We start from the raw sequence: 26,066 nt of genomic DNA on the forward strand, positions 1-26,066 counted from the left end.
CGCTCATCCCCCGTCGGCGAATCCCGTCGATTCGCGTCCGACGACGCGGAAATCGGGCGTGAGGGTGCGCGGCGGCCGGCGTTCGCCCTTCTCGTGGATGCGCTCGAGCAGCAGGTCGACGGCCATCTCCGCGATCCGATCGCGGCCCGTGTCGATGCTCGACATGGACGGCACCGAATAGCGGGCCTCGTCGATGTTGTCGAAGCCGATGAGCGCCACGTCGTCGGGAACGCGGATGCCGGCCTCGCCGAGTGCCCGGAGCGCACCCAGGCCGAGGGTGTCGTTGAGGGCGAACACGGCGTCGAACGCGACCCCGTCGTCGATCAGGCGTCGCGTGGCGGCGGCCCCCGTGGCCCGGTCCCAGTGCTCGGTCGGGCGCACCAGCTCGGGGGAGAGCGCGATCCCCGCCGCCTCGAGTGCGCGCCGGTAGCCGCGCAGACGTAGCGTCGCCGAGCCCGCCTCGTCGCCCGCATCGAGGCCCGCCCCCAGGAGCGCGACGCGCCGGCGCCCGATGCCGAGGAGGTGCTCCACCGCGGCCCTGGCCGAAGAGACGTTGTGCATCGTCACGTGGTCGGTCGGCCCGCCGAAGATGCGCTCGCCGAGGAGCACCATCGGGAAGTCGACGGCGAGCGCGTCGACGTCGGCCTGGCCGAGGATCGTCGGGCTGAACAGGATGCCGTCCATGAGGCGCCGGCGCCCCCCGGACGCGGCCAGGAGCTCGGCCTCCCGGCGCCCGCCCGTCTGCTCCACCATGACGCCCACCCCTCGTCGCTCGGCGGCGCGGATGACGGCGTCGGCGAGCTCGGCGAAATAGTTCTCGCGCAGCGCGGGCACGGCGAGGCCGATGACCCCCGTCCGTCCCGAGCGCAGGCCCCGTGCGGAGAGGTTCGGCCGATACCCGAGCTGCGTGATGGCGTCGAGCACGCGCTGCCGGGTGTCGGGGCGCACGTGGGGGTAGTCGTTGACGACGTTGGAGACCGTCTTGATCGAGACCTCCGCCACCCGGGCGACGTCGTGCATCGTGGGGCCCACTGCGTCCTCCCCCTTCGCCGCGCGACGCTCACACTCTAACGGCCCTTGACAGGGAGGCCGCGCCCGCGGATATCCTGGCCGTGACGCGCTTGTACAACGTTGTAAAGAAAGAAGAAGATGATCGATGCCCGTGTGACCATCCATCCCGATCTCGTGGTGGGACCCGTGAACCGGCGCCTGTTCGGCTCCTTCGTGGAGCACCTGGGGCGCTGCGTCTACGACGGGATCTACGAACCGGGGCATCCCACGGCCGACGAGCACGGCTTCCGCTCCGACGTCGTCGGCCTCGTACGGGAGCTGGGCGTGACGACCGTTCGGTACCCGGGCGGCAACTTCGTGTCGGGGTACCGGTGGGAGGACGGCGTCGGTCCCCGCGAGCAGCGTCCGCGACGGCTCGACCTGGCGTGGCACTCGACCGAGACGAACGAGATCGGCCTCGACGAGTTCGCCGGCTGGCTGAAGCGGGTGGACGCCGAGCTCATGTACGCCGTGAACCTCGGGACCCGCGGCGTGCTCGACGCCCTGGCGGTGCTCGAGTACGCCAACATCCGCTCCGGGACGACGCTCTCGGACGCTCGGGTGGCCAACGGGCACCCGGAGCCCCACGACATCCGCGTCTGGTGCCTCGGCAACGAGATGGACGGCCCGTGGCAGCTGGGGCACGGCACGGCCGCCGAGTACGCCAGGATCGCGGCGCAGACCGCCAGCGCGATGCGGCAGGTCGACCCCGACCTCGAGCTCGTCGTGTGCGGGAGCTCCGGCGCGCAGATGCCGACCTTCGGCGAGTGGGAGCGCGTGGTTCTCGAGGCCACCTACGACGACGTGGACTACATCTCGTGCCACGCGTACTACGAGCCCGACGGCGACGACTACGGCAGCTTCCTCGCTTCGGCGGTCGACATGGACCGCTTCATCGAGGAGGTCGCGGCGACGGCCGACCACGTCAAGGCGCGCAAGCACAGCGACAAGACGATGCGCATCTCGTTCGACGAGTGGAACGTCTGGTACATGACGCGCTACAACGAGGTCGACAAGATCACCGACGTGCAGACGTGGCCGGTCGCGCCGCGCCTGCTGGAGGACTCCTATTCGGTGATGGATGCCGTGGTCTTCGGCAACCTGCTGATCTCGCTCCTCCGGCACGCCGACCGCGTGACGGCGGCGAGCCTGGCGCAGCTGGTCAACGTCATCGCCCCGATCATGACCGAGCCCGGCGGGCCGGCGTGGCGCCAGACGACCTTCTTCCCCTTCTCGATCACGTCGCGCCTCGCGCGCGGCTCGTCCCTGGATCTCACGATCCAGTCGCCCACCTACGACACCGCGCAGCACGGGGAGGCCGCGCTCGTCGACGCCGTCGCGACGCACGACGCGCAGACGGGAGAGATCGCCGTGTTCGCGGTCAACCGCAGCCTCACGGAGGAGGCGGCGTTCCACATCGACACCGGCGCGCTCGGCGCGGTCGAGGTCGTCTCCGCCACGTCCCTGCACGACGAGGACATCCACGCCGCCAACACCCTCGCCGATCCGGAACGCGTCGCCCCGCGGGAGAACTCGTCCGTGCGGATCGGCGCCGAGGGCATCGGCATCACGCTCCCGCCGGTCTCCTGGACCGCGATCTCGCTGCGCACGCAGGCGGCTGCCGCGTAAGGGCCGCGACGCGGCACCCACCGACGGCGTCGCCGGGGGTGGCGTCAGCGGGCTCCGGCCGCCGCCGCCACCCGGTCCCACCACGCCACGGCGGCGTCGCGGGCGGCGGGGCGGCGCGCCTCGGCGGTGCGGCGGGTCTCCGCGCGGGACGCGTCCGCCGCGCGGAGAGGCCGCGACAGCGACCCGGATGCCGCGGCATCCAGGTCGACCACCCGGTGCTGACCCCAGGGCGCGAGCGCCCCCGTGAGCTTGACCGTCGTGTAGTCGTCGGCGGTCAGCGCCACGACCGGCACCCCCGCGGGCGCCGCGAAGACGACGGGGTGGTAGCGGCTGGAGACCAGCAGCGAGGCCCTGCGGGCGAGCGCGGCGGCGGACCGCGAGTCGCCCGTCGGCGTGCTGCGCGAGGGCGTGCGCATCCGCTCGCGCACCGCCTCGTGGAGCACGGCGTCGCCGCGCACGTCGCCGGGGCGGAGGGATCCCCAGTGGGCGTGGAAGAGCGTCGGGCGACCGGTCGCATCGGCGAGGTCGTCGAGCCCCGCGGCCAGGCCGCGGACGACCGCATCCCGGTCGCGGCCGCCGAGGTGGGTCGACAGGCTCACGAGCGTGAGGTCCTCGGATGCCGCGGCATCCTGCGCCGGCTCTTCCCAGCCCAGGAACGAGGCGTCGTCCAGGGTCACGGCCGAGCGCTCGGCGGGGATGCCGAGGTCTCGAGCGAGGCGCCCCGAGGCGCTCTCGCGCAGGCCCACCAGGCGCGCCGACCCGAGGGCCCCGGCGAGCACGGCGCGGTCGTCGTCCGAGAGGTGCGGACCGAGCGTCTGCCCCGTGACGACGAACGGGATGCCGGCGGCCCGCGCGAGGAGGGCCAGCGCGGCGCGCTCGAAGATGTGCAGCGGCCAGGTCGAGGCCATGTTGCCGCCACCGGCCACAACGACGGCGTCGGCGCCGGAGACGGCGTCGCGCACCGACCAGAAGGGGTCGTCCGGGAACGGCCGGTCGCCGGAGATCGCCGCGCGGACCGCCGCGAACCGGGCGGCGCCCTCGGAGCGCCCCGCGGGGAAGCCGATCCTCGGCATGGCGTCCACGCCGTACCGTGCGGCGGTTTCCGCGGGTGCGGCGCTGAGGGCGGTGATCTCCTCCACGCCCCTCGCGCGCAGCTCGTCGACGAGGGCCCCGAACATCGCCTCGTCGCCGATGTGCATCATCCCGTCCGTGACGCCGATGTCGCCGATGGCGATGACACGCATGGAACTCCCCGATCTCGAGCCCGCTGTCAAGTCCGGGCGGTCCACCGTACATCGGCCATATCGTCGGGCTATCATCAGGCCGCCGACAGGGCCACCCGCCCCGTGTCGCCGCCGCACGAAGGAGCGCACGTGGGTATCCAGACTTCACTCGACGCGGTCGCACACGCGCCCACGATCGTCGATGCCATGCGCCTGGCCGACGACCTCGCCTTCGAGGCAGGACGCGACCCGGGCGTGCGCACCCTGCGCATCCTCGACCGGGCGATCGGGGGCGACGACCAGATCGTCGCGATCGCGGCGACGCACGCGCTGTCGGAGATGAACGACGGCGAGGCCGCGCGGTTTCTCGTGCGCCTCCTCGACGACGACCGTGCGTTCATCCGCGAGCACGCCGCATGGGCGCTCGGATCGGGACTGCCGCGCGCAGAGGCGATCGGCCGCCTCATCGCGCTCGTCGTGGGCGGCGGTTTCAGCGGCATGCTCGCGCAGCGCACCCTCGAGCAGTGGTCGGGCGCGGTGCCCGAGAGCCTCGTCGTCGGCCTCGAGGGCGCACTGCTCGGCATCCGCGAGCCCACCGCGCGCGCCGGCCTCGTCGAGACGCTCGGCCTCGTCCGCGCGGCGATCGCGACGGCGCCGCTGCTGCGGGTGGCGACCGATCGATCCGAGGCGGAGGCAGTGCGCGTCGCCGCCATCGCGGCCCTCGGCCAGCGGACCCCCGCGCGCACCGTCGAGGAGGCCCTCGACGCGGTCGTCGCGGAGGGAGGGTTCCTCGGTGACGTGGCGCTCCTCGCGCAGCGGGACCTCGCGGCGCCCGCGATCGCCGGCGACGCGCGCACCGAGCGCCTCACGATCGCCCAGCTGTTCCTCCACGCCGACATCGACCCGGCCCTCAGCGCGGCCGGAGCGGGGGACAACGGCGGCATCGCGACGCTCCTCGTACGCCTCGGCGACGCGCTCGTGGCGGGCGCCGCGGACGGGGCGGCGGTGCGCACCGTCACCCGCGCCATCACGCTCTCGCGCGGCGCGGTGAGCGAGGCCGTCGCCGACCTCGACGCGATCCGCGCCGCCGAGACGGGGCACGTCTACGGCCGCATCCCGCTCCTGCGCGACGCGGTGCCCTCGGCGGCGGCGTGGCCCCTTCGCGTGACCGTGCGCCGCGGCATCCGCCGGGTGCTGCGCGCTGCCGGTGGCGTGGACCTGCTCCACCTGCGGATGGCGGATGTCGGCAGCCTCGCCGCCGCCGACGTCGCGCGCGAGCTCGGCATCCCCGTGGTCTTCACGGTCGCGCCCGATCCGCACGGCGTCATCGAGTCCCTCGACCGCGCCGGGCGCCTCACGCGGGCCGACTTCGGGCAGGTGGACCTCGTCGAGCACTTCTGGTTCCGCACCCGCCTCGTGCAGAGCCTCGCGGCGAACGCGGCGCACACGGTGTTCTTCCCCCGTCCGAGCCTCGACGAGGACATGCGCCGGCTCGTGGGTATCGACCTCTCGGCGCACGCCGAGCGGCACTCGATCGTCCCCGAGGGGGTCGACCTGCAGACCATCGACGCCGCGCTCGGGGATGCCGAGGCCGCGGCGCGGGGCGAGGCTGCGGTGCCCGCCATCGACGCGCTGCGCGACCTCGTCGCGGCCCTCGCCCCCGAGCGCCGGGGCCTTCCGCTCGTCGTCAGCGTCGGGCGGCTGCACCGCGTGAAGGGCATGGCCCCCCTCGTGCGGGCCTGGGTCGACAGCGGTGCCCAGGCCCGCGCGAACCTCCTGATCGTCGGCGGCGACCTGCGCGACCCGTCGCTCGACGAGCGCGAGCAGCTCGATGCGATCGAGGCGATCGTCCCGGCCGCCGAGCGCGCCCGCGCGGGCCTCGTGCTGGCGGGGCACCGGCCCAACGACATCACCGCGCGGTGGCTGGCCGCAGCCCGGTTCGGGCTCGAGGGCGTGATCGCGCCGAGCGGCGTCTACGCCTGCGCGAGCATCAAGGAGGAGTTCGGCATCGCCCTGCTCGAGGCGATGGCCACGGGGCTGTACGTCGTCGCCCCCGCGGGCGGCGGTCCGGCCACGTACGTCGAGGACGGCACGACGGGAACGCTCACCCGGACATGGGACGAACAGGCCCTCGCGGCCGCCCTGGTGGCGGCGCTCGACGCGGCGGGCGAATCGGACGATGTCCGCCCGGAGCGGTCGCGGGGGATGGTGCGCGACCGCTTCACGATCCAGCGCATGGCGGCGGCCCTCGACGAGGTCTATGCCGGGGTGGCCCGCGAGGAGGCGGAACTGCGCGCCGTCGTGGAGGCGGCGTCGTGACGCTGCTGGTCATCAGCCCCGACTACGCCTCCCACCTGCTGCCCCTCGCGACGATCGCCACGGCGTGGCGGGATCGCGGGCATCGGGTCGTCGTCGCGACGGGCCCCGCGACCGCCGACATCGTCGCGGGCTTCGGCTTCGAGCGAGTGCACCTGCAGCTCGGGCGCGGCTCGAATCCCGGCGTCATCCGGGCCGACGAGCAGCCCCGCGACGAGGCGGACTCGCTGCGGGGCTTCTTCGCCGCGACGCGCGAGGGGATGGTCCCGACGCTCGCCTACCAGGCGAAGGAGCGTCTCACCGACCTGATGTGGGACCCGGTGGCGGCTGGCCGCGCGACGCTGCGGATCGTCGCAGATCTGCGGCCCGAGGCGATCCTCATCGACCACCTAGCCTTCAGCGCACGGCTGGCCCTGGACGCCGCGGGCCACGACTACGCCGACGTCGTGCTCGGGCACCCGAGCGCGCTCCCCGTGCGCGACGAGCTCTACGGGTTCCCGCCGGCGTGGCCGGACGCCTTCCGGCCCACGGGCGCGGAGCTGTCGGCCCTGCGCGAGTTGTGCGAGCGGGTGTCGCAGAACTTCACGAGAGAGTGGAACCGCGCCACGGCGCAGCTGGATGCCGCGGCGACGCCGACCGCGAGCGCTTTCGCCACGCACGGCCCGCGGGTCTTCTACAACTATCCGGCGCAGCTGCGGCCGGAGGCATCCGTCGACGGGGCCGTCTTCCTCGGCTCGACCCGACGCGTCGAGCCCGCGGACGCCGAGGTCGAGGCCTGGCTCGCGGACGCCGTGCCCTTCGTCTACGTGAGCTTCGGCAGCTTCCTCTCGGTGCGCGCAGACGTGCTGCGCCGCGTCGCCGACGCCCTGCGGGCACTCGGGGTGCGCGCCGCGATCGCGTCGGGGTCGACCCCCGTGGCCGAGCTCGGCGAGATCCCGGGCGGGTGGCTCGTCCGGCCCTACCTGCCGCAGGTGCGCCTGCTGGGCGCCGCGGCCGCGGCCGTCACGCACGGCGGCAACAATTCCGTGACGGAGGGGCTCGGGGCGGGCGTGCCGCTGCTCGTGCTGCCCTTCTCCACCGACCAGTTCGCGGGCGCCGCGGCGATCGAGGCGGCGCGCGTGGGGCTCTCGCTCGATCCGAACGTCGCCGATGGGTCGGCGATCGCGGACGCGGTGGCGTCGCTCCTGGACGGGCGGGCCGTCGACGCCGCGACGCTCGAGGCGATCGCGGCGGACCAGCGGGCCGCACCCGGACCCGAGCGCGCCTACCGCTCGCTGACGAGCGCGCGCATCGCCGAGGCATCCTCGGACGCCGTGCGGTAGCGCTCCATCAGGGCCGCGTTCGCGTCGTACTGCGCACCCGCGCGCGTCTCGGCGACGTGATGCAGGGCGTACACGCGCCCCTCGTGTCGCTGCGGGGGAGCGCCCACGAGCGTCGTGTGGGCGAGCTGCCACGCGGCATCCTCGTAACCCCATCCCCGGAAGCGCGGATCCTGCCCGCCGTGGCTCTCCCACGTGCGTCGAGTCGTCACGTAGACCCCCGAGCAGGCGCCCCGCACGAGCTCGAAGCGGCAGTCCTCCGGGGCGATCCCGGCGGCGAACTGCGCCGAACCCTCGGCGCCGAGCCAGTGGTACGCCGTGTACGGCAGGTGCACGCGACCCGACGTGCGGGCCGCCTCGATGGCCGCGCGCAGGGGCGCGGGCTCGGGGATCGTGTCGGCGTCGCCGAGCACGACGACGTCGTCCGGCTCGGCGAGCGACTCGACGGCCAGATTGCGGCACAACGCGAGGTTGAAGACCGGGTCGGGGGAGTCGATCGTCGTGACCGTCAGCTCCGGCAGCATGCGGGCGTACCAGCCACGGACGCGATCATAGGCCTCGAGGCGGGACGGTGCGGGGCGCCAGGGCAGGACGACGGTCGCGGGACGCACCCGGAGAGTCTATGCGGGCCCGAGAGAGTGCCCGGACGGGGACCGGCGAGCGATCTGCTCGTCAGCCCCCGTCCGGTGCCGCCGAGCTCAGCCGACCGGGGTGAAGCCCGTGCCGGTGTACTCCTGCACCACGACATCGCGCATGGCCGGGCGATCCTCCTGGGTCGTGTCGATGGCTCCGCCTTCCAACAGGAACGGCGCCGGGAAGTCCGAGATCGATCGGAGGGCGTCCATGAAGCTCTCCCGCGTCGGTTCGGTCATCTTGGTGAACGCCTCCTCCAGCACGCTCGCCCCGATCCAGCTCCACAAGCACTGGGGGAAGGCCGGCACTCCCTCCTGCGATGTGTGCTCCGCGAGCGCGGAGAGGAACTCCTGTCCCTCGGCGCTCTCCACGAACGCGGGCGACCCCGCGTTCATCGACGATGCTGTCGTGTAGATCGCGGGGAAGTTGTCCGCGACCCCGGACGGGGTGAGGAACGCGCCGGGGCTCGCCGAGGTCGAGGGGAGGAAGATCGCCGGCAGCCATCCGATGGAGTTCGCCTGCTGGAGCGAGCCGATCACCAACGGCGCGAGCGAGGACATCGCATTGAAGAAGACATCCGCCTGCGAGGAGGCCAGTTCCGTGATCTGGGCGTTGACGTCCGTCGCGGTCGCTTCGAAGCTCAGCTCCTCCACGATCTCGATGTTGTCGGCCCCTTCGACGGCCGAGAGGAAGCCCTCCACGTAGCCCTGGCCGAAATCGTCGTTCTGGTAGAGGATCGCGACGCGGTGATCCGTGCCGGACGCCGCCAGCATCTCCCCGAACGCTTCCCCCTCCTGCTGATAGACCGGCAGCAGCCCGAGTTGCCAGGGACTCTCCGCCCTGTCGCTGAAGAGCGGATCCCCGGTCTGCAGGAGCACCTGCGGGAACTCCGCGTCGATCGCCGCCTCCCGCCACGCGCGATTGGTCGGGGTGCCGAGGCTCAACGCCGCGCCGAACACGTCATCCGACTGCATCTGCTGGAAGTTCGCCAGCGCCCGCTGCGGGTCGTACTTGTCGTCGTAGGCACGGAACTCGACAGTGCGGGTCTTCCCGTCGCCGAATGCGATCCCGCCCTCCTCGTTGCGGGTCTCGAAGTAGGCCGTCGCGCCGTCGACGGCGCACGTGCCCACACCGGCTGCGTTGCCGGTGAGGGGCGATGTCGTCCCGATGGTGATCGACTCGTCGGTGATCCCCGGGCTGGTCGTGCCGCCTCCCGGCGCGTCCGTCGAGGAGCCGGCGTCCCGAGCGCCGCACGCGGCGAGGAGGAGGACGAGCGCCCCGGCGGACGCGACCGCGGCAACCGCGCGGGATCGGGTGGGAATGGTCTGCATAGGACTGCGCCTTCCTGGGTTCGATGGCGCGCATCACGCGGCGTTCCTCTCTGAACGCTCACGACCTCGATGTCGCCACGGCCGAGCTTGGGCGATCTCGGCCGGGGAGGGGCTCCCGGGCTCCACTCTCGGGCTCCGGCCATTACGCGGTCAATCGAAACAATCCGATCAAGAAACACGACTGCGCCGTGTTATACGCTGCCCGCATGTCCACAACGGAGTCGGCACTGCACGCACACGTCACCCGCGGGGAGCTGACCTTCCGTCAGCTCGCGCACTTCGTCGCCGCAGCGGACGAGGGGACGATCAGCGGCGCGGCGCGCCGGCTCCAGTTCTCGCCATCGGCGATCTCGGCGTCGATCACCGAGTTGGAGCGAGCGCTGGGGGCGGAGCTGTGCGTCCGGCGGCGAGCGCAGGGGGTCACGCTCACCTCGACCGGTGCGCTCGTCCTCGACAAGGCGCGACGGCTCCTGGCCGATGTGGCGGAGCTCAGTTACGCGGTGCAGGGGACAGGCAGTGACATGTCCGGACCCCTGGTCGTCGGGTGCTTCGCGACACTCGCTCCGACCGTGCTGCCGCGGGTCCTCGACGAGTACGAGGACCTGCACCCTCGCGTGTCCGTCGACTTCGTCGTGGGGGCCCAGGACGAGCTGGGTGCTGCGCTCCTGAACGGATCCATCGATGCCGCGATCGTGTACGACATGGGCGGGTTCCACGGCATCCGGACCTTCGAGCTCTACGAGGCTCGCGGATACGCCCTGTTCGGTGAGAACCACCCGCTCGCGGCGAAGGAGTTCGTCACGATGGAGGAGCTCGCGGCCTACCCTCTCGTGCTGTTCGATCAGAACCCCAGCACGCGGTACGCGATGTCGATGTTCGAGGCGCGGGGCCTGGTCCCCAGGGTGCGACATCGGACGCACGCCTTCGAACTGACGCGCTCGATCGTGGCCCGCTCCGATTCGGCGTACGCCGTTCTGGTGCAGCGGCCGGTGAACACACTCACCTACGAGGGTCTGCCCATTGTGGAGCGGGAGATCGTTCCCCCGCCGCCCGCGGCCAAGGTCGTCTTCGCCTGGGCCGCGGGCGTCGAGCCCTCTCCACGCGCACGGGCGCTGGCGGATCTGCTTCGCCGGCAGTATCCGGCCAGCTAATTCGAACAGATCGTGCTTCATGCGCGATTTGTTCTGTTTGACCGTTGATGGCGCGGATCGCAGGATGGTCGCACGACACCCACACTGTGACCGCGGCAGCGACGCCGCGGGAGAGGCGGCATCCGATGAGCACCAGCATTCTCGACACCCGCGAGCAGGCCCCGCGGTCGGCCCCCGATCCCACCTTGACGGCGGACGACCTGGTCGCACGGGCGCAGGAGATGATCCCCGTCCTACGGGAACGGGCCGCCGAGGTCGATCGCGAACGCCGCATACCCGCCGAGACGTATCGCCTGCTCGGCGACGCGGGGTTCTTCCACATCCTCAAGCCCAAGAAGTACGGCGGCCTGGAACTGAGCGAGCACGAGCACGCACGCGTGGCGATGAACCTCGCCCGCGGGTGCGCGTCGACGGCCTGGGTGTTCTCGATCCTGAGCTCGGACAACATGGCGATCCTCTCCTTCCCGGAAGAGGTGCAGGACGAGATCTGGGGCGATGATCCCTACGCCACGCTTGCGGGCAACACCAACCTGAACCCGAAGGCCACCGCGCGGAAGGTCGAGGGCGGGTACCGCCTGACCGGCCAGTGGGGGTTCTGCAGCGGTTCCGACTTCTCCGAGTGGCTGATCTTCAACGCCCCCGCCGGCGAGGACGGTGAGGGTCACATGTTCCTCGTCCCTCACGGCGAGGCCGAGACCATCGACGACTGGCACCCGACGGGGATGCGCGGCACGGGGAGTCGGTCCATGGCGGTTCGAGACGTCTTCGTGCCGGAGCGTCGGGTGCAGGCGACGAAGGACACGGTCCGAAAGCTCGCAGAGCGTCGTTCGCTGCATCCGACATTCGACACGATGTGGGCGACCTGGCCCTCGAACGGTCGCTTTCCGTTCGCCTCGTGCGCCGTCGGAGCGGCATGGGGCGCGGCCGAGCACTTCGCCGACACGGTGGGATCGAGCACACGGGTCGCCAACGCACTGGGCGGCGCGGTGCGCCTCGCCGACCAGGACTACGTCGCGAGCGAATTCGCGGCGGCTCAGGGGGACATCCAGATGGCTCGTCTGCTGATCGAGAAGCGCAGCTTCGAGGCTTCCCAGCGCGCCCGCGACCGCAAGGAATCGACGGAGGCCGACATCGCGCGCGAGATGCGCGACAACTCCCTCGTCACCCGGACGGCGCTGCGATCCGTCCAGCAGATCTTCTCGCTCGTGGGAGCGCGCGCCGGCAGCGCCGAGCATCCCGTCTCTCGGGCCAAGCGCGATGTCGAGATGATCTCCCACCACGTGACCCTCAACTGGCGGCAGGCGGCGGTGCGCTATCTGGGGTCGGTGGCGTGATGATCCCCGCCGACGACTTCAAGGCGGCCTTCCGCCTGCACCCCGCGGGGGTCGCGCTCATCACGGCCGACGCCCACGGCGTGCCGATCGCGCTCACAGCCTCTTCGGTGTCCGCCGTGAGCGCGGACCCGCCGCTGCTCATGTTCTCCGTCTCGGTCCACAGCTCGAGTTCGACCGTGCTCCGACTGGCCGACACCGTCGTCGTGCACCTTCTCTCGGCGCGGAACCTCGACCTCGCGGTCCTCGGCGCCACCAGCGGGGTCGACCGGTTCGCCGACACGGCGCGGTGGCGCCGACTTCCCACGGGCGAGCCGGTCTTCGATGATGCCCATACCTGGTTGCGGACCCGCATCCTGCACCGCATCGACGCGGGTGGCTCGACGGTCTTCGTGGGAACCGCCGTCGAGTCGCGCTGCACCGCGGATGCCGCGGCCGACGAGGGGCTGGTGTATCGCAATCGCACGTGGCACCGGGTGGGCGAGGACTCGCTCACCGAGCCCGCCCGTCTCGTCGGCGCCGCGCGCCGCTAGCCACCGCTTCCCGGACGGGCGGTCCGCGGCACTCGCCTACGCCGGGGGAGCCGTCGTCCCGCGCACGACGAGCCTCGTCGGCAGCTGCACGTGCAGCGGGTCGGGGCGGTGGCCTGCCAGCTGAGCCGTGACGAACTCGGCGGCGAGGGCGCCGAGGCGACGCATCGGCTGGCGCACGGTCGTGAGCGCCGGCACGACGCGGGATGCCTCGGGGACGTCGTCGAACCCGATCACGGAGAGGTCTTCGGGCACGCGGAGCCCGAGCGCGGCGCCGGCCTCCATGACGGCGATCGCCGACAGGTCGTTGGCCGCGAAGACGGCCGTGGGTCGATCCGGCTGGGCGAGGAGGAGATGCGCCTGCTCCCGCGCCGTCTCGGGAATATAGAGGCCGACGCGCACGAGAGCGGGATCGGCCTCCAGTCCGGCATCGCGCAGGGCCTTGCGGTATCCGGCGTCGCGCGCGGCGGACGAGCGGAGGTCGGGCCGGCCCGCGAGGAAGCCGATGCGGCGATGCCCCAGCGAGAGGAGGTACTGCATCGCCTGGAGCGCGCCTCCGAAGCTGTCCGACTCGACGGTGGGCAGCTCCGCGTGCCCCGTGTGGGGGTCGATCGCCACGATCGGCACCTCGACGGGGGCGCTGACGACCGTGGGTGTGACCATGATGGCGCCGTCGATGAGGGTTCCGCTCAGGCGGCTCAGCGAGCGCCTCTCCCATCCCGTGCTGTCGGCCTGGCGCGATCCGCTGTAGGCGAGGAGGTCGTAGCGGGTCTCCCTGAGGGCGAGCGCCACGCCCTTGAGGATCTCGGTGCTGAACGGCTCGAAGTCGGCCACCAGAACGCCGATGACGCCCGTGCGGGATGAGCGCATGGAGCTGGCGACCAGGCTCGATTCGTAGCCGAGCCGTTCGACGGCGTCGAGCACGCGCTGCACGGTGCCGGGGGCGATGCCGTACCGGCCGTTGACCGCCTTCGACACCGTCGACACCGACACGCCCGCCGCCGCCGCGACGTCATGGATGGTCGCTCGTCTTCCCATGACAGGCCATCGTACGCGTGGAAAAGGATTTCGAAAACGTTTGACATCCCCACAAATGCCGGGTGACACTAACCGGACCAAGAGCGACGGCGACGCAGATGTCCCGGAGGACCCCGATGTCCGCGGGACGACGCCGTCGCATCCGGCATGGCTGTCGATGCACGACGGGCCACTCAACGAGGAGAAAGTTGGATCACATGAAAGCGAAGAAGGTCCTCGTCGCGTCTGCGACGGTGGCGGTCAGCGCTCTGGCGCTCGCGGGCTGCGCCGGCGGGTCGTCGGATGCCGACGGCGACGTCAGCATGACGCTCTGGCACAACTCGACGACGGGCCCCGGCCAGGAGTTCTGGGAGACCACGGTCGCCGATTTCGAAGAGGCGAACCCGGGCGTCACGATCGAGATCCAGGCCCTGCAGAACGAGGAGCTCGACGGCAAGCTGCAGACGGCGCTGAACTCGGGCGACGCTCCCGACCTGTTCCTGCAGCGCGGCGGCGGCAAGATGGCCGCGATGGTCGAGGCCGGCCAGCTGAAGGATCTCACGGACGTGCTGTCGGAGACGGCGACGACGGAGATCCCCGAGGCGTCGTTCGGCGCCAACACGCTCGATGGCAGCGTCTACGCGATGCCCGTCGCGGTCCTCCCCGGCGGCATCTTCTACAGCGAGGACCTCTTCGCCGACGCCGGCATCGCCGCGCCCCCGACGACGATCGACGAGCTGATCTCGGCATCCGACGCCCTGAAGGATTCCGGTGTCGAGGCGATCGCGCTCGGCGGCAAGGACGCGTGGCCCGCCGCGCACTGGTACTACTTCTTCGCCCTGCGTGCGTGCAGCCCCGACACGCTGGCGGATGCCGCGGCGGAGATGGACTTCACCGACCCGTGCTGGCTCGACGCCGCGCAGAACCTGCAGGACTTCGCCGAGACGGAGCCGTACAACAGCGGCTTCCTCACCACGTCGGCCCAGCAGGGCGCCGGATCCTCCGCCGGCCTGCTCGCCAACCACCAGGCCGGCATGGAGCTGATGGGCGCGTGGAACCCCGGCGTCATCGCCTCCCTCACGCCCGACCAGCAGCCGCTGCCCGACCTCGGCTGGTTCCCCTTCCCGGAGGTCCCGGGCGGCGAGGGCGAGCCCGGCTCGATCCTCGGTGGCGTGGACGGTTACTCCTGCTACGTGGATGCCCCGGACGCGTGCGTCGACTTCCTGAACTACCTCGCCCAGGCAGAGGTGCAGGAGGCGTACTACGCCGCGTTCAACGCCCCGCCGGTGAACACGGTGGCGCAGGAGGCCGTCACGGAGCCCTACCTGCAGCAGATCATCGAGGCCTACAACGCGGCGCCCTATGTCTCGCAGTGGCTCGACACGGTCTACGGCCTGAACGTCGGCAACGCGCTCAACGTCGCGGTCGTCGACCTGCTCGCCGGCAACAGCGGCCCCGAGCAGCTCGTCGAGGCCGTCAACACGGCCGCCGCGAAGGGATAGGGAACAAGAGGATGCATGTCCGCGAGAACTCGCTGACGGAGACCTCCTCTCCTTCCGAGCTCGCGCGGCACGGCGGGGGCGATGCCCAGGCGTCGCCCCCGCCCGTGCGGCGGCGCGCGAAGGGACTCGGATGGGCGGGCCGGCTGGAGGTCGCCATCCTGGTCGGACCGGCCCTGCTGGTCTTCCTCGGCTTCGTCATCTTCCCGGTCGCCGCCGCCGCCTACTACGGCTTCTTCAACTGGAAGGGCTTCGGCGCCCCGACCGACTTCGTCGGGTTCGACAACTACCTGCTGATCCTGCAGGACCCGTCGTTCCACGCGGCACTCAGCCACAACGCCTTCATCGTGGTGATGTCTCTCGTGCTGCAGGGGCCGGCGGCGCTCCTGCTGGCGCTGCTGCTGAACCGCCGGATGCGCGGGCAGTCGATCATCCGCGTGCTGATCTTCATCCCGTACGTCATCGCCGAGGTCGTGGTGGGCGTCGGCTGGAGTCTCATGCTCCAGCAGAACGGCGCCGCCAACGGCTTCCTCGAGAACATCGGGCTGGCGGGCCTTCAGCAGGACTGGCTGGCCAATCCGGACATCGCCATCTGGACCCTCATGGTCATCATCACCTGGAAGTACTTCGGCTTCGCGGTGATCCTGTTCCTCGCGGGTCTTCAGGGGATCCCGGAGGAGCTGTCGGAAGCCGCGGCCATCGACGGGGCGTCCTTCTGGCAGATCCAGCGCACCATCACCCTTCCCCTGCTGGGGCCGACCCTGCGCATCTGGGCGTTCCTCTCGATCATCGGCTCGCTGCAGCTGTTCGACCTCGTCTACATCATCTGGGGCCAGTACGTGGCCACCACGGCGGGCACGTCGACGATGGCGACCTACATGGTGTCCGAGGGACGCAACGCCGGCAACTACGGCTACGGGAACGCCGTCGCCGTGGTCATCTTCGTCATCTCGCTCGTCGTGGCCCTGCTCTACCAGCGGTTCGTGCTGCGGCGTGACACCGATGGCGCACTGACGGGAGACGCACGCAAATGAGCACCGCAACGGAACTGATCACGACCCGGGCGCCCCGGGGTCGGCGCGTCGGCGCGCGGCCGCATCGGGAGAGGCTGCCCTGGGGCAACCCGCTCGTCTACTTCATCGCGCTCGTGGTGATCGCGCTCATCCTGGTGCCGGTCGCCTACATCGTCCTCGGCGGATTCCGCACGAACGCGCAGATCACGACCGACCCCGCGGGCTTCCCCGCGCCGTGGAACGTCGAGAACTACCTCGTCGTCCTCGCGGGGCCCATGTTCTGGCAGCAGGTCCTCAACTCCACCATCGCCGCCCTCGCCACGACGGCGGGCGCCGTCGGCCTCGGGCTCATGGCCAGCTACGTGCTGGCGCGCTACCGGTTCAGAGGGCGCGGCGTGCTCTACGCCCTCTTCGCCGCGGGCCTGATGTTCCCCATCACCGTCGCGATCACGCCGCTCTACATCGTCGTGCGCAACCTCGGCCTGATGAACTCGCTGCCCGGTGTGATCCTGCCGCAGATCGCCTTCGCGCTCCCGGTGACGATCATCATCCTGGTGCCGTTCCTCCGGGCGATCCCCGACGAGATCGAGGAGGCCGCCTTCATCGATGGCGCCAGCCGCCTCGGCTTCTTCTGGCGCATGGTCATCCCGCTCGCGATGCCGGGAGTCATCACGACCGGCATCCTGGCCTTCATCGGCAGCTGGAACAGCTACCTGCTGCCGCTGTTCATCCTCAACAACGAGGCGAGCTTCACCCTGCCGCTGGGCGTGCAGGCGTTCTCGTCGCAATACTCCGTCGACACGGCCCGGGTGCTCGCCTTCACCTCGCTGTCGATGATCCCCGCCCTCGTCTTCTTCAGCCTGTTCGAGCGCCGCATCGTCGGCGGTCTGACGGGCGCCGTCAAGGGCTGACCCTCGCTAGGAGCACACACGTGACCATTGTTGATTCCGCACGCGTCGAGTCGCTGCTCGCGCAGATGACGCTCGAGGAGAAGCTCGCGCAGCTGGTCGGCTTCTGGGTCGACCAGGGAGACGAGGTCGTGGCCCCCATGCAGGGCGAGATGGCGACGTCGGGCCGGTACGACGAAGCGACCGCGCACGGGCTGGGGCACCTCACGCGGGTCTACGGCACCCGCCCGGTGGATCCCGTCGAGCGCGCCGCGTGGCTGTGGGCCGAGCAGCGCCGGCTCAAGAACGAGACCCGCCTGGGGATCCCCGCGATCGTGCACGAGGAGAGCCTCACGGGTCTCGCCGCGTGGAAGGCGGCGACGTTCCCGACCCCGCTCGCGTGGGGCGCGACGTTCGATCCCGACCTCGTCGAGCGGATGGGGCGTCTGATCGGCGACTCGATGCGGGCGCTCGGCATCCATCAGACGCTCGCGCCCGTCCTCGACGTCGTGCGCGATGCCCGATGGGGCCGCGTGGACGAGTGCATCGCGGAGGACCCCTACGTGGTGGGCACGATCGGCACCGCCTATGTGCGCGGCATCCAGGATGCCGGGGTGCACGCGACGCTCAAGCACTTCGTCGGCTACTCGGCGTCGCGCGCGGGCCGCAACCACGCCCCCGTGCACGCCGGTAACCGCGAGGTGCGCGACGTGCTGCTCCCCCCGTTCGAGATGGCCGTGCGCGACGGCGGCGTGCGCTCGGTCATGAACTCCTACGCGGAGATCGACGGGGTCCCGGTGGCGGCGGATCCGGCGCTGCTGACCGGTGTGCTCCGCGACGAGTGGGGTTTCGACGGCGTCGTCGTGTCGGACTACTTCTCGGTGGCGTTCCTCCACAGCATGCACGCCGTTGCGGCCGACCGCGGCGAGGCCGCCGCGCTCGCGCTGACCGCGGGCATCGACGTCGAGCTGCCCACCGGCGACGCGTACCTCGAACCGCTCGCCGAGCGCGTGAGGGACGGCCTCGTCGACGAGGCCGTCATCGACCGGGCCGTGCGCCGCGTGCTGAGCCAGAAGGAGGAGCTCGGTCTTCTCGACGAGCAGTTCGCGGCACCGCCGACGGAGATCGACCTCGACACCCCGGCACACCGGGAGGTTGCGCGTCTCATCGCGCAGGAGTCCGTCGTGCTGCTCGCCAACGACGGCACGCTGCCGCTCGACGCACCGCGGCGCCTCGCGGTGATCGGTCCGAACGCCGACTCCGTCGAGGCCCTCTTCGGGTGCTACTCCTTCGTCAACCACGTCCTCGTGCACCACCCGGGCACGCCATCGGGATTCGCGTCGCCGACGCTGCGGGAGGCGATCGCCGGAGCGTTCGGCGACGCCGAGATCGCCTACGCCCGCGGGTGCGAGATCGAGGGCGACGACACGTCCGCGATCCCTGCCGCTGTGGATGCCGCGACCGGCGCCGACGCGGCGATCGTCGTCGTGGGCGACTGGGCAGGCCTCTTCGGCCGGGGCACCGTCGGCGAGGGCAACGACGTCGAGGACCTCGAGCTGCCCGGCGTGCAGCGCCGGCTGGTCGAGGCCGTGGCGGCGACGGGGACACCCGTCGTGCTCGTGGTGCTCTCGGGGCGCCCGTACGCCATCGACTGGGCGCTCCACGGCAGTGTGTCGGCCGTCGTGCAGGCCTTCTTCCCCGGGGAGGAGGGTGCTCCCGCGATCGCCGAGATCCTCTCCGGGGCGGCGGCGCCCTCCGGCCGGCTTCCCGTGTCCCTGCCGCGATCGGCGGGAGCGCAGCCCTACTCCTACCTCCATCCGGTCCTCGGCGGACCCAGCGAGGTCACGAGCGCCGACAGCGCGCCCGCGCTGCCGTTCGGCCACGGCCTGACGTACACGAGCTTCGAGCACTCCGGGCTGTCGACGGCCGCCGAGGCCGCGACGTCCGGCGAGTTCGAGGTCGAGGTGCGCGTGCGCAACGCGGGTGCGCGCGGGGGAGTGGATGTCGTGCAGCTCTACGCGCGCGACGAGTTCGCGAGCGTGACGCGGCCGGTCGCGCAGCTGCTCGGCTACCACCGCGTGCAGCTCGCGCCCGGCGAGGAGCGCACCGTGCGCTTCCGCGTGCCGACCGCCCGTCTGGCCTTCACCGGCCGCGAGGGCGCGCGGATCGTCGAGCCCGGCCGCATCGAGCTGTGGGTCGGTCCCGACTGCGCCACGAAGGAGACCACCGCCGCGGTGACGCTGACGGGCCCGGTGCATGCGGTGACGGTGGCGGACGGCCGCTACGTGCGCGTCGAGGAGGAGAGCGCGCCCGTCGGCGAGGCCGTGTGACGCCAGCCGGCCGTCAGCGGCACGAGCGGCGGCCGTTCGGCCGTTGTGGGGACCGTGACGCGGCGGCCGTCGCGCGCGGAGACGAACAGGCTCGACATCGTGTCGAGCACGTGCAGGGCGAGCGAGCCGCCGGCGCGCCGGTGCCCGGCGAGGAAGTCCAGCACTCCGACGCCGCGGGAGCCCTCGACGTAGCCCGCGGAGGGCGGAACGAGCTCCCACTCCTGCTCGCCGCGGCGCAGGAGCCGCACGTCGCCGTCGAAGTGGTTGGGGTCGGGCACGCCGATGCTGCCGTGCTCCCCGTGCACCTCGATCGGGTTCGCGCGGGTGCCGGCGGCGTCGAAGCTCATCATGATCGTGCTGAGGGCCCCGCCCGCGTGCTCGAGGATGCCGGTGACGTGCGTGTCGATCTCGACGCCGATCATCTCTCCTGCCCGCGGCCCCGCCTCGAGGCGGCGGTGGTCCCGCGTGCGGCTCGTCGCGCCCTGCACGGCGACGACCGGCCCCAGCAGGTGCACGAGCGTCGTGAGGTAGTACGGCCCCATGTCCAGGAGCGGCCCGCCGCCGGGGCGGTAGTAGAAGTCCGGGTTCGGGTGCCACAGCTCGTGGCCGGGGGCGACCCATGTGGCGCTCGCCGAGACGGGACGACCGATCGCCCCGTCGTCGATCGCCGCTCGCGCCGTCTGCACCCCCGTGCCGAGCACCGTGTCGGGCGCGCAGCCGACGAGCCCGCCGCCCGCCTCGGCGGAGACGATGGCCGCGGCATCCGGCATCGTCGCGGCCAGCGGCTTCTCGCCGTAGACCTTCTTGCCCTGCGCGAGCGCCGCCATCGCGATCTCGGCGTGGGACTCGGGGGTCGTGAGGTTGAGCACGAGCTCGATCTCGGGGTCGGCCAGCAGGTCGGCGGTCGTGCAGGCGCGAGCGCCGGGGATGCTCGCCGCGACGTCTGCGGCACGCTCGGGCGTGCGGTCCGCGAGGGCGGCGATCCGCACGTCGGGGTGGCTCGCGAGCGTGTCGAGGTACGCGCCGGAGATCACTCCCAGGCCGATCACTCCGATGGTGTGCGGGCTGCCCATAGAAGGCCTCTCTCGATGATGGTGCGGACGGGGGCTTGCTCGAGGACCTCGGGGGTGTGCCCGGGCGTCGCCACGAAGATGCGGCCCTCGCCCCAGTGGCGCGTCCACACCGCCGGCGAGACGATCGGCCGGTGCCACGGGTGGTAGGGCTGCACGGGATGCGTCGTCGTGGCGAGCACGTCGATGAGGTCGTCGTGGAGCACCCAGTACTGCTCGGTCGTGAGCTCGAAGTCGCCCACCCCGGCGGTGATGGGGTGCTCGCGCCCGGCCTCGGAGATCTCCACGCGGTAGGGGAGGAAGTTGTCGCGCTCGTCGCCGGGGCGATCCTCCGGGGCACGCGAGGGGTGCGTGGCGAACTGGCCCCCGACGAGCTGGAGGTAGTCGGAGCTGCCGCGGTACGAGTCGGCGATCCCGCCGTGCCATCCCGCCAGGCCCGTGCCCGCCGCGACGGCGTCGCGCAGGCCGAAGACCGCCTCGCGGGAGATCTCCGACATCGTCATGCACTGCACCACGAGGTCGACGTCTCGCATGACGCCGGCGTCGGCGTAGACGTCGGGCGATTCCTCGATCCGGATCTCGAACCCGCTCTCGCGCAGCACCGGCAGGAACAGCTCGGTCGCCGCGACGGGGTGGTGGCCTTCCCACCCGCCGCGCACGATCAGGGCGAGGCGCGTCGGCGGGGACGAGGCGACGGGGGCCTGGTCGTCGGGGGCGTCGTTGCGGGGCATGGCTTCCTCTCCTCCCCCGAGAGTGTCATCCGCGGTGGCCGAGCCGGATGAATTTGCGCAAAAATATCGGGATGTCCCCGACGCGCGCGACCCTCACCGACGTCGCGCGCGCGGCGGGAGTCAGCGTCGCCACCGCGTCGCGGGCCCTGTCGGGCACGGGCCAGGTGAGCGCGGCGACCCGCATGAGGGTGCAGCGCGCCGCCCGCGATGCCGGCTACACCCGTGCGGGGGACGGACGCGGGCGCCCCCGAGCGGGGTCGGGCGGCCTGATCGATCTGGTGCTGTCGGGATTCGACGCGTCGTGGGCGGAGGAGGCGATCTCGGGCGCCGTGGCCGAGGCGGTGTCCCGCGGATACGACCTCGTGCTCACGACCGAGCGCGACGAGCCCGACGAGGACTGGCCGATGCGCATCCGCGCCCGGGGGTCGGCGGGCGTCGTGCTGGGGCTCATCGCCCCGACCCGCACCCAGGTGGCCGCGCTGCGCGATGCGGGCATCCCGATCGTGCTGCTGGACCCGAGGGGGGAATCGAGGCTGCCCGCGGCGAGCGTTCGCACGACCGATAGACAGGGGGGCGGGGATGCCGCGGCCCACCTCGTCGAGCGGGGCGCCGAGCGGTTCGTCGTCATCGGCGGGGTGCCGGCCTATCGGTTCGGCCGTGCGCGCGTGGGGGGCTTCCTCGACCGGCTCCGGCACCTGCGCCCGGATGCCCCGGTGGAGCAGGTCTCGTCGGGGTGGTCCATGGCGGCGGCGGGGGCGGGGGTGCGGGGACCGCTGCGGAGCGCGCGGGAGGCGGGCGCCCGCGTGGGCGTGTTCGCCTGCTCCGACGAGATGGCATCCGGCGTCTACGCCGCGGCGGCGGCTCTCGGCATGACGATTCCGCGCGACGTCATGGTGGTGGGGTTCGACGACGTGCGCGAGGCGCGGTGGCTCGCACCTCCCCTGACGACGGTGCGCCAGCCGATCCGCGCGATGGCGGCCGCGGCGGTGGCGCTGCTGGATTCGATCGAGGGGCGGCTGGACGCCGCGGACGACGTCGTGCTGCCCACCTCGCTCGTCGTCCGCGCGTCGACGGGCCGCTGACGCGACCCGGCGGTTCGCACGCGATACGGTCGGAGACATGGATGCCGCGGAGCGCGATGACGAGGTCGACCTCATCATCGACGCGTGGTCGCGTCACCTTCCGGATGTCGACCTCACGCCGCTGGATGTCATGTCCCGCCTGCGCCGCGCCGCCCACCGCCTCTCCCGCCTCCGGTCGAAGGCCTTCGGCTCCGCGGGGCTGGCGGTGTGGGAGTTCGACGTGCTCGCGGCGCTGCGCCGCGCGGACGCCCCGCACGAGCTGAACCCCGCGCAGCTCATCGCCGCGACCATGATCGGCAGCGCTGCGATGACGACGCGGCTCGACAAGCTGTCGGCGCGCGGACTCGTGGAGCGGCGCCCCAACCCCCGCGACGGGCGCGGGGTGCTCGTGCGGCTCGCGCTCGAGGGCATCGAGCGGGTGGATGCCGCGATGACCGAGCTGGCGCGCGTCGAGGCCGATGCGCTGAGCGGCGTGAGCCGCGAGGACCAGGCGACGCTCGCGCGCGTGCTGCGCCAACTCGGCCGGGAGGGCTGACGACTCCGGCGGCCACGCGGAGGGAATACCCCAGGGGGGTACTTGACGTTGTATCTCGTGCGTGCGAGGGTGATACCCGGCCGGGGTATCGCTTCCGCCCTCCCTCGCCCGAGATGAGAGGACCGTCATGACCACTACCGAGCTCTTCGTCTCCGGGATGACCTGCGCGCACTGCGTCGCGAGCGTCTCGGAGGAGATCGGTGAGATCCCGGGCGTCGACGCCGTCGACGTCGATCTGCGCGCGGGCGAGGCGTCGCGCGTGCGCGTGACCAGCGCCGCGCCCGTCGACGCCGCCGCGCTCCGGGAGGCCGTGGAGGAGGCCGGCTACACGCTCACCGGCGCACCCGCGTGAGCGCCGCCGACCTCGAGCTCGACATCCGGGGCATGACGTGCGCGTCGTGCGCGACACGGATCGAGCGCAAGCTCAACAAGCTGCCGGGCGTCGAGGCGAGCGTGAACTACGCCACCGAGAAGGCGCGGGTGCGTGCCGAGGGGGCGAGCGTCGACGACATCCTCGCCGCCGTGGCGGGCGCCGGGTACTCGGCGAGCGTCCCCCCTCCGCCCGACGCGGCGACGGAACGGGATGCCGCGGCATCCGCCCCCGACGAGCTCAGCGCACTGCGCACCCGCCTCGTCGTGAGCGCCGTCCTCGCGCTGCCGGTCGCGGTGCTGTCGATGGTGCCGGCGCTGCAGTTCACGAACTGGCAGTGGCTCGCCCTGGCGCTCGCGGCGCCCGTCGCGGTGTGGGGGGCCTGGCCTTTCCACCGTGCGGCGGCGGTCAACGCCCGCCACGCTGCCGTCACGATGGACACGCTCGTGAGCCTCGGTGTGCTCGCGGCCTTCGGCTGGTCGCTGTGGGCCCTGTTCTTCGGGATGGCGGGCGAGCCCGGCATGACCATGACGTTCCGCTGGATCGGCGACCCCGCGCACGCCTCGGGCGAGCTGTACCTCGAGGTCGCCGCCGCCGTCACGGTCTTCCTGCTCGCGGGCCGCTACATCGAGGCGCGCGCGAAGCGCGCATCGTCCGAGGCGCTCGACGCGCTGCTGCACCTCGCCGCCACCGAGGCGAGCGTCGTGGAGGGCGGCTCCGTGCGGCGCGTGCCCGTCGCGGCGCTCGCGGTCGGCGACGTCGTCGTGGTGCGCCCCGGGGAGAAGATCCCCTCCGACGGCCTCGTGACGGCCGGCACGTCGGCGATCGACGCGCGGATGCTGACGGGCGAGTCGGTGCCCGTCGAGGTGGGGCCCGGCGACCGCGTCGCGGGCGCGACGCTCAACGTCGGCGGGCGGCTGAGCGTCGAGATCACGCGCGTCGGCGCCGACACCGAGCTCGCGCGCATCGGTCGCCTCATGCAGGAGGCGCAGACCGGCAAGGCGCGGGTGCAGCGGCTCGCCGACCGCGTCTCGGCGGTCTTCGTCCCCGTCGTCATCGGGCTCTCGCTCGTCTCCCTCGCGGGCTGGCTCCTCTCGGGGGCGACGCCGGAGGTCGCCCTCTCCGCGGCGATCGCGACGCTCATCATCGCGTGCCCCTGCGCCCTCGGGCTCGCGACCCCCACGGCGCTCCTCGTGGGAACCGGCCGCGGGTCGCAGCTGGGCATCCTCATCCGCGGGCCCCAGGTGCTCGAGGCGACGCGCACGGTCGACACGATCGTGCTCGACAAGACCGGCACCGTCACGACGGGCCGCATGGCGGTGGCCGCCGTGCACGCGGTCGAGGGCGTCGACCCCGCCGAGCTCGTGGCGTGGGCCGCCGCGGCCGAGGCGGGGTCGGAGCACCCGATCGCGCAGGCGATCGTGGAGGCCCACGGTGCCCCCCAGGATGCCGAGGACTTCGTCGCGCACACCGGCTTCGGGGTGCAGGCCGCCGTCGGCGACCGCGCCGTCGTCGCGGGGCGCGCGGCGTGGCTCGCCGAGCAGTGGAGCGTTCCCGTGCCCCGCGAGGCGGCGGAGTGGGCCCGTGCGCAGGAGGACGCCGGGGCGACCGTCATCGCGGTCGCCGTCGACGGTCGGGCCCTCGGCGCGATCGCCGTCGCCGACACCGTCAAGCCGACGAGCGCCGCCGCGATCAGGCGCCTGCGCGCGCTCGGGCTCCGCCCCATCCTCGTCACGGGCGACAACGCCGGCGCGGCGCACGAGGTGGCCCGCGCCGTCGGCATCGACGACGTGCGTGCGGGTGTCACGCCGCAGGGCAAGCTCGACATCGTGCGGGCGCTGCAGGCCGAGGGGCGCGTCGTGGCCATGGTGGGCGACGGCGTCAACGACGCCGCGGCACTCGCGGCATCCGACCTGGGACTCGCCATGGGCGGGGGCACGGATGCCGCGATGGCCGCGAGCGACATCACGATCGTCTCCGACGACCTCGGCGCCGTCCCGGTGGCGATCCGCCTCGCGCGCCGCACGCTCGCGATCATCCGGGGCAACCTCTTCTGGGCGTTCGCCTACAACGTCGCGGCGATCCCGCTCGCGATGCTGGGTCTGCTGAACCCCCTCATCGCGGGCGCCGCGATGGCGTTCTCGTCGGTGTTCGTCGTGATGAACAGCCTGCGGCTGCGTCGCTTCCGCCCCTGAGGCCGGGCCCCCGGTCAGGGAGCGACGGCGCGGCCGATCGCCAGCGCCGCCGTGCGCAGCGCCCCCGCGTGCTCCTCGACCTGGGCCCGCGTCGTGGCTCCGGTGACGGAGATCGCGGCGATCGGCGCGCCCGCGGCATCCAGGATCGGCGAGGCGACGCAGAACAGGCCGGCCCGCGACTCCTCGAGGTCGAAGGCGACGCGCCGCGCGCGGGTGGCCGCGAGCTCCCGGCGCAGGAGGGCGGGATCGACGATCGTGTGCGGCGTGACCGGCCGAAGGGGCTGCGAGAGCACGGCATCGATCTCGCTCGCGGGAGCGAAGGCGAGCAGCGCCTTGCCGAGCCCCGTGGCGTGGGCGTCGCCGCGACCGCCGAGACGCGTGTGCGAGACGCGATGCGAGGCCTGCGTGATCTTCTCGAGGTAGACGATCTGCGAACCCTCCCGCACGGCGAGGTTGACGGTGAGCCGCGTGAACTCGGCGAGGTGGTGCGCGTACGGCAGCGCCGCCTCGCGCAGGCGTGCGTGGGTGGGCGCGAGCGTGCCGATCTCGAACAGCCGCACGCCGATCTGCACGCCGTCATCCGTGCGCTCGAGCGCACCCCACGCGACGAGCTGCCCGATCGCGCGGTGAGCGGTCGAGCGCGGGATGCCGGAGCGACGCGCCAGCTCGCGCACCCCCATGACGCGGTGGCGCTCGTCGAAGGCGCCGAGCAGCGACATCACGGTGTCCACGGTCGAGCGACCGGCTTCCGTGTCCGGCTGAGAGGGACGGTTCATGATCGCCGATGGTACGCCCCCGCAGGATCGAACGGCACCCGCTATCCG

22 protein-coding genes are annotated in these 26,066 nt (G+C 72.3%); 14 read left to right on the forward strand and 8 right to left on the reverse strand.

Annotation, left to right across the window (positions count from 1 at the left end; all coding sequences use genetic code 11):
- Positions 1-3 precede the first annotated feature (3 nt).
- Positions 4-1,020, reverse strand: coding sequence for a LacI family DNA-binding transcriptional regulator (locus ACIGCK_RS01590; RefSeq protein WP_396663269.1), 1,017 nt, complete (start codon positions 1,018-1,020; stop codon positions 4-6).
- Positions 1,021-1,149: 129 nt separating this feature from the next.
- Here ACIGCK_RS01590 and ACIGCK_RS01595 point away from each other — a divergent pair, with 129 nt between their 5' ends.
- Positions 1,150-2,679: an alpha-N-arabinofuranosidase gene (locus ACIGCK_RS01595; protein ID WP_396663271.1), complete on the forward strand. Its 1,530-nt coding sequence runs from the start codon at positions 1,150-1,152 to the stop codon at positions 2,677-2,679.
- Between the two features lie 44 nt (positions 2,680-2,723).
- Here ACIGCK_RS01595 and ACIGCK_RS01600 read toward each other — a convergent pair whose 3' ends face one another.
- Positions 2,724-3,923, reverse strand: a complete 1,200-nt coding sequence (locus ACIGCK_RS01600) for a polysaccharide pyruvyl transferase family protein (protein ID WP_396663273.1) — start codon at positions 3,921-3,923, stop codon at positions 2,724-2,726.
- Between the two features lie 129 nt (positions 3,924-4,052).
- Here ACIGCK_RS01600 and ACIGCK_RS01605 point away from each other — a divergent pair, with 129 nt between their 5' ends.
- Complete coding sequence (locus ACIGCK_RS01605) at positions 4,053-6,221, forward strand: glycosyltransferase (protein WP_396663274.1); 2,169 nt, start codon at positions 4,053-4,055, stop codon at positions 6,219-6,221.
- On the forward strand, positions 6,218-7,540 hold the full coding sequence (locus tag ACIGCK_RS01610; protein ID WP_396663276.1) for a glycosyltransferase: 1,323 nt from the start codon (positions 6,218-6,220) through the stop codon (positions 7,538-7,540). The genes ACIGCK_RS01605 and ACIGCK_RS01610 overlap by 4 nt, the downstream gene beginning before the upstream one ends.
- Here the strand turns inward: ACIGCK_RS01610 and ACIGCK_RS01615 are convergent.
- Both ACIGCK_RS01615 and ACIGCK_RS01620 read right to left on the reverse strand, forming a co-directional pair.
- Positions 7,483-8,148, reverse strand: a complete 666-nt coding sequence (locus ACIGCK_RS01615; protein WP_396663278.1) for a hypothetical protein — start codon at positions 8,146-8,148, stop codon at positions 7,483-7,485. The two genes, ACIGCK_RS01610 and ACIGCK_RS01615, sit on opposite strands and share 58 nt — an antisense overlap.
- Before the next feature lie 87 nt (positions 8,149-8,235).
- Positions 8,236-9,501: an ABC transporter substrate-binding protein gene (locus ACIGCK_RS01620; RefSeq protein ID WP_396663280.1), complete on the reverse strand. Its 1,266-nt coding sequence runs from the start codon at positions 9,499-9,501 to the stop codon at positions 8,236-8,238.
- Between the two features lie 206 nt (positions 9,502-9,707).
- On the opposite strand from ACIGCK_RS01620, the gene ACIGCK_RS01625 reads away from it, so the two are divergent.
- From ACIGCK_RS01625 to ACIGCK_RS01635, 3 genes are all read left to right on the forward strand, one after another.
- On the forward strand, positions 9,708-10,652 hold the full coding sequence (locus tag ACIGCK_RS01625; protein WP_396663281.1) for a LysR family transcriptional regulator: 945 nt from the start codon (positions 9,708-9,710) through the stop codon (positions 10,650-10,652).
- Between the two features lie 125 nt (positions 10,653-10,777).
- Positions 10,778-11,986 carry an acyl-CoA dehydrogenase family protein gene (locus tag ACIGCK_RS01630; protein WP_396663282.1) on the forward strand — a complete coding sequence of 403 codons (1,209 nt, stop codon included), beginning with the start codon at positions 10,778-10,780 and terminating at the stop codon, positions 11,984-11,986.
- Positions 11,986-12,516 (forward strand): flavin reductase family protein, encoded by a 531-nt coding sequence (locus ACIGCK_RS01635; RefSeq protein ID WP_396663975.1) that lies wholly within the window; start codon positions 11,986-11,988, stop codon positions 12,514-12,516. Before ACIGCK_RS01630 ends, ACIGCK_RS01635 begins: the two co-directional genes overlap by 1 nt.
- 36 nt (positions 12,517-12,552) lie before the next feature.
- Here the strand turns inward: ACIGCK_RS01635 and ACIGCK_RS01640 are convergent, their stop codons facing one another.
- Positions 12,553-13,551, reverse strand: a complete 999-nt coding sequence (locus tag ACIGCK_RS01640; RefSeq protein ID WP_396663284.1) for a LacI family DNA-binding transcriptional regulator — start codon at positions 13,549-13,551, stop codon at positions 12,553-12,555.
- A 197-nt stretch (positions 13,552-13,748) separates the two neighbouring features.
- On the opposite strand from ACIGCK_RS01640, the gene ACIGCK_RS01645 reads away from it, so the two are divergent.
- The 4 genes from ACIGCK_RS01645 (at position 13,749) to ACIGCK_RS01660 (ending at position 19,259) form a co-directional block, all read left to right on the forward strand.
- A complete protein-coding gene (locus ACIGCK_RS01645; protein ID WP_396663286.1) occupies positions 13,749-15,032 on the forward strand; it encodes an ABC transporter substrate-binding protein in 1,284 nt (427 codons plus the stop codon).
- Positions 15,033-15,043: 11 nt separating this feature from the next.
- On the forward strand, positions 15,044-16,063 hold the full coding sequence (locus tag ACIGCK_RS01650; RefSeq protein ID WP_396663287.1) for a carbohydrate ABC transporter permease: 1,020 nt from the start codon (positions 15,044-15,046) through the stop codon (positions 16,061-16,063).
- Positions 16,060-16,953 carry a carbohydrate ABC transporter permease gene (locus ACIGCK_RS01655; RefSeq protein ID WP_396663289.1) on the forward strand — a complete coding sequence of 298 codons (894 nt, stop codon included), beginning with the start codon at positions 16,060-16,062 and terminating at the stop codon, positions 16,951-16,953. The genes ACIGCK_RS01650 and ACIGCK_RS01655 overlap by 4 nt, the downstream gene beginning before the upstream one ends.
- Positions 16,954-17,018: 65 nt before the next feature.
- Positions 17,019-19,259, forward strand: coding sequence for a glycoside hydrolase family 3 N-terminal domain-containing protein (locus ACIGCK_RS01660; RefSeq protein ID WP_396663977.1), 2,241 nt, complete (start codon positions 17,019-17,021; stop codon positions 19,257-19,259).
- On the opposite strand, the gene ACIGCK_RS01665 is transcribed toward ACIGCK_RS01660, so the two are convergent.
- Both ACIGCK_RS01665 and ACIGCK_RS01670 read right to left on the reverse strand, forming a co-directional pair.
- A complete protein-coding gene (locus ACIGCK_RS01665; protein WP_396663291.1) occupies positions 19,211-20,332 on the reverse strand; it encodes a Gfo/Idh/MocA family protein in 1,122 nt (373 codons plus the stop codon). The two genes, ACIGCK_RS01660 and ACIGCK_RS01665, sit on opposite strands and share 49 nt — an antisense overlap.
- A complete protein-coding gene (locus tag ACIGCK_RS01670) occupies positions 20,305-21,060 on the reverse strand; it encodes a ThuA domain-containing protein (RefSeq protein ID WP_396663293.1) in 756 nt (251 codons plus the stop codon). Before ACIGCK_RS01670 ends, ACIGCK_RS01665 begins: the two co-directional genes overlap by 28 nt.
- 71 nt (positions 21,061-21,131) lie before the next feature.
- On the opposite strand from ACIGCK_RS01670, the gene ACIGCK_RS01675 reads away from it, so the two are divergent.
- The 4 genes from ACIGCK_RS01675 (at position 21,132) to ACIGCK_RS01690 (ending at position 25,242) form a co-directional block, all read left to right on the forward strand.
- Positions 21,132-22,142, forward strand: a complete 1,011-nt coding sequence (locus ACIGCK_RS01675; RefSeq protein WP_396663294.1) for a LacI family DNA-binding transcriptional regulator — start codon at positions 21,132-21,134, stop codon at positions 22,140-22,142.
- A 37-nt stretch (positions 22,143-22,179) separates the two neighbouring features.
- Positions 22,180-22,677 carry a MarR family winged helix-turn-helix transcriptional regulator gene (locus tag ACIGCK_RS01680; protein ID WP_396663296.1) on the forward strand — a complete coding sequence of 166 codons (498 nt, stop codon included), beginning with the start codon at positions 22,180-22,182 and terminating at the stop codon, positions 22,675-22,677.
- 127 nt (positions 22,678-22,804) lie between these two features.
- Positions 22,805-23,029 carry a heavy-metal-associated domain-containing protein gene (locus ACIGCK_RS01685; RefSeq protein ID WP_396663298.1) on the forward strand — a complete coding sequence of 75 codons (225 nt, stop codon included), beginning with the start codon at positions 22,805-22,807 and terminating at the stop codon, positions 23,027-23,029.
- The gene (locus ACIGCK_RS01690) at positions 23,026-25,242 is read left to right on the forward strand and encodes a heavy metal translocating P-type ATPase (protein ID WP_396663299.1); all 2,217 of its coding nucleotides are present in this window, start codon (positions 23,026-23,028) and stop codon (positions 25,240-25,242) included. The genes ACIGCK_RS01685 and ACIGCK_RS01690 overlap by 4 nt, the downstream gene beginning before the upstream one ends.
- A 14-nt stretch (positions 25,243-25,256) precedes the next feature.
- On the opposite strand, the gene ACIGCK_RS01695 is transcribed toward ACIGCK_RS01690, so the two are convergent.
- A complete protein-coding gene (locus ACIGCK_RS01695; RefSeq protein ID WP_396663301.1) occupies positions 25,257-26,018 on the reverse strand; it encodes an IclR family transcriptional regulator in 762 nt (253 codons plus the stop codon).
- Positions 26,019-26,066: the final 48 nt, after the last annotated feature.

Origin of the sequence: Microbacterium sp. NPDC078428 (assembly GCF_044542535.1) — a bacterium.
GTDB classification, from domain to species: Bacteria; Actinomycetota; Actinomycetes; order Actinomycetales; family Microbacteriaceae; genus Microbacterium; species Microbacterium limosum.

What these genes read in the sequence shown, in the direction of transcription:
- ACIGCK_RS01590 (WP_396663269.1), bottom strand. Translation starts at nt 1,020, where the DNA reads ATGCACGACGTCGCCCGGGTGGCGGAGGTCTCGATCAAGACGGTCTCC.
- ACIGCK_RS01595 (WP_396663271.1), top strand. Translation starts at nt 1,150, where the DNA reads ATGATCGATGCCCGTGTGACCATCCATCCCGATCTCGTGGTGGGACCC.
- ACIGCK_RS01600 (WP_396663273.1), bottom strand. Translation starts at nt 3,923, where the DNA reads ATGCGTGTCATCGCCATCGGCGACATCGGCGTCACGGACGGGATGATG.
- ACIGCK_RS01620 (WP_396663280.1), bottom strand. Translation starts at nt 9,501, where the DNA reads ATGCAGACCATTCCCACCCGATCCCGCGCGGTTGCCGCGGTCGCGTCC.
- ACIGCK_RS01625 (WP_396663281.1), top strand. Translation starts at nt 9,708, where the DNA reads ATGTCCACAACGGAGTCGGCACTGCACGCACACGTCACCCGCGGGGAG.
- ACIGCK_RS01630 (WP_396663282.1), top strand. Translation starts at nt 10,778, where the DNA reads ATGAGCACCAGCATTCTCGACACCCGCGAGCAGGCCCCGCGGTCGGCC.
- ACIGCK_RS01635 (WP_396663975.1), top strand. Translation starts at nt 11,986, where the DNA reads ATGATCCCCGCCGACGACTTCAAGGCGGCCTTCCGCCTGCACCCCGCG.
- ACIGCK_RS01640 (WP_396663284.1), bottom strand. Translation starts at nt 13,551, where the DNA reads ATGGGAAGACGAGCGACCATCCATGACGTCGCGGCGGCGGCGGGCGTG.
- ACIGCK_RS01645 (WP_396663286.1), top strand. Translation starts at nt 13,749, where the DNA reads ATGAAAGCGAAGAAGGTCCTCGTCGCGTCTGCGACGGTGGCGGTCAGC.
- ACIGCK_RS01650 (WP_396663287.1), top strand. Translation starts at nt 15,044, where the DNA reads ATGCATGTCCGCGAGAACTCGCTGACGGAGACCTCCTCTCCTTCCGAG.
- ACIGCK_RS01655 (WP_396663289.1), top strand. Translation starts at nt 16,060, where the DNA reads ATGAGCACCGCAACGGAACTGATCACGACCCGGGCGCCCCGGGGTCGG.
- ACIGCK_RS01660 (WP_396663977.1), top strand. Translation starts at nt 17,019, where the DNA reads ATGACGCTCGAGGAGAAGCTCGCGCAGCTGGTCGGCTTCTGGGTCGAC.
- ACIGCK_RS01665 (WP_396663291.1), bottom strand. Translation starts at nt 20,332, where the DNA reads ATGGGCAGCCCGCACACCATCGGAGTGATCGGCCTGGGAGTGATCTCC.
- ACIGCK_RS01670 (WP_396663293.1), bottom strand. Translation starts at nt 21,060, where the DNA reads ATGCCCCGCAACGACGCCCCCGACGACCAGGCCCCCGTCGCCTCGTCC.
- ACIGCK_RS01675 (WP_396663294.1), top strand. Translation starts at nt 21,132, where the DNA reads ATGTCCCCGACGCGCGCGACCCTCACCGACGTCGCGCGCGCGGCGGGA.
- ACIGCK_RS01680 (WP_396663296.1), top strand. Translation starts at nt 22,180, where the DNA reads ATGGATGCCGCGGAGCGCGATGACGAGGTCGACCTCATCATCGACGCG.
- ACIGCK_RS01685 (WP_396663298.1), top strand. Translation starts at nt 22,805, where the DNA reads ATGACCACTACCGAGCTCTTCGTCTCCGGGATGACCTGCGCGCACTGC.
- ACIGCK_RS01695 (WP_396663301.1), bottom strand. Translation starts at nt 26,018, where the DNA reads ATGAACCGTCCCTCTCAGCCGGACACGGAAGCCGGTCGCTCGACCGTG.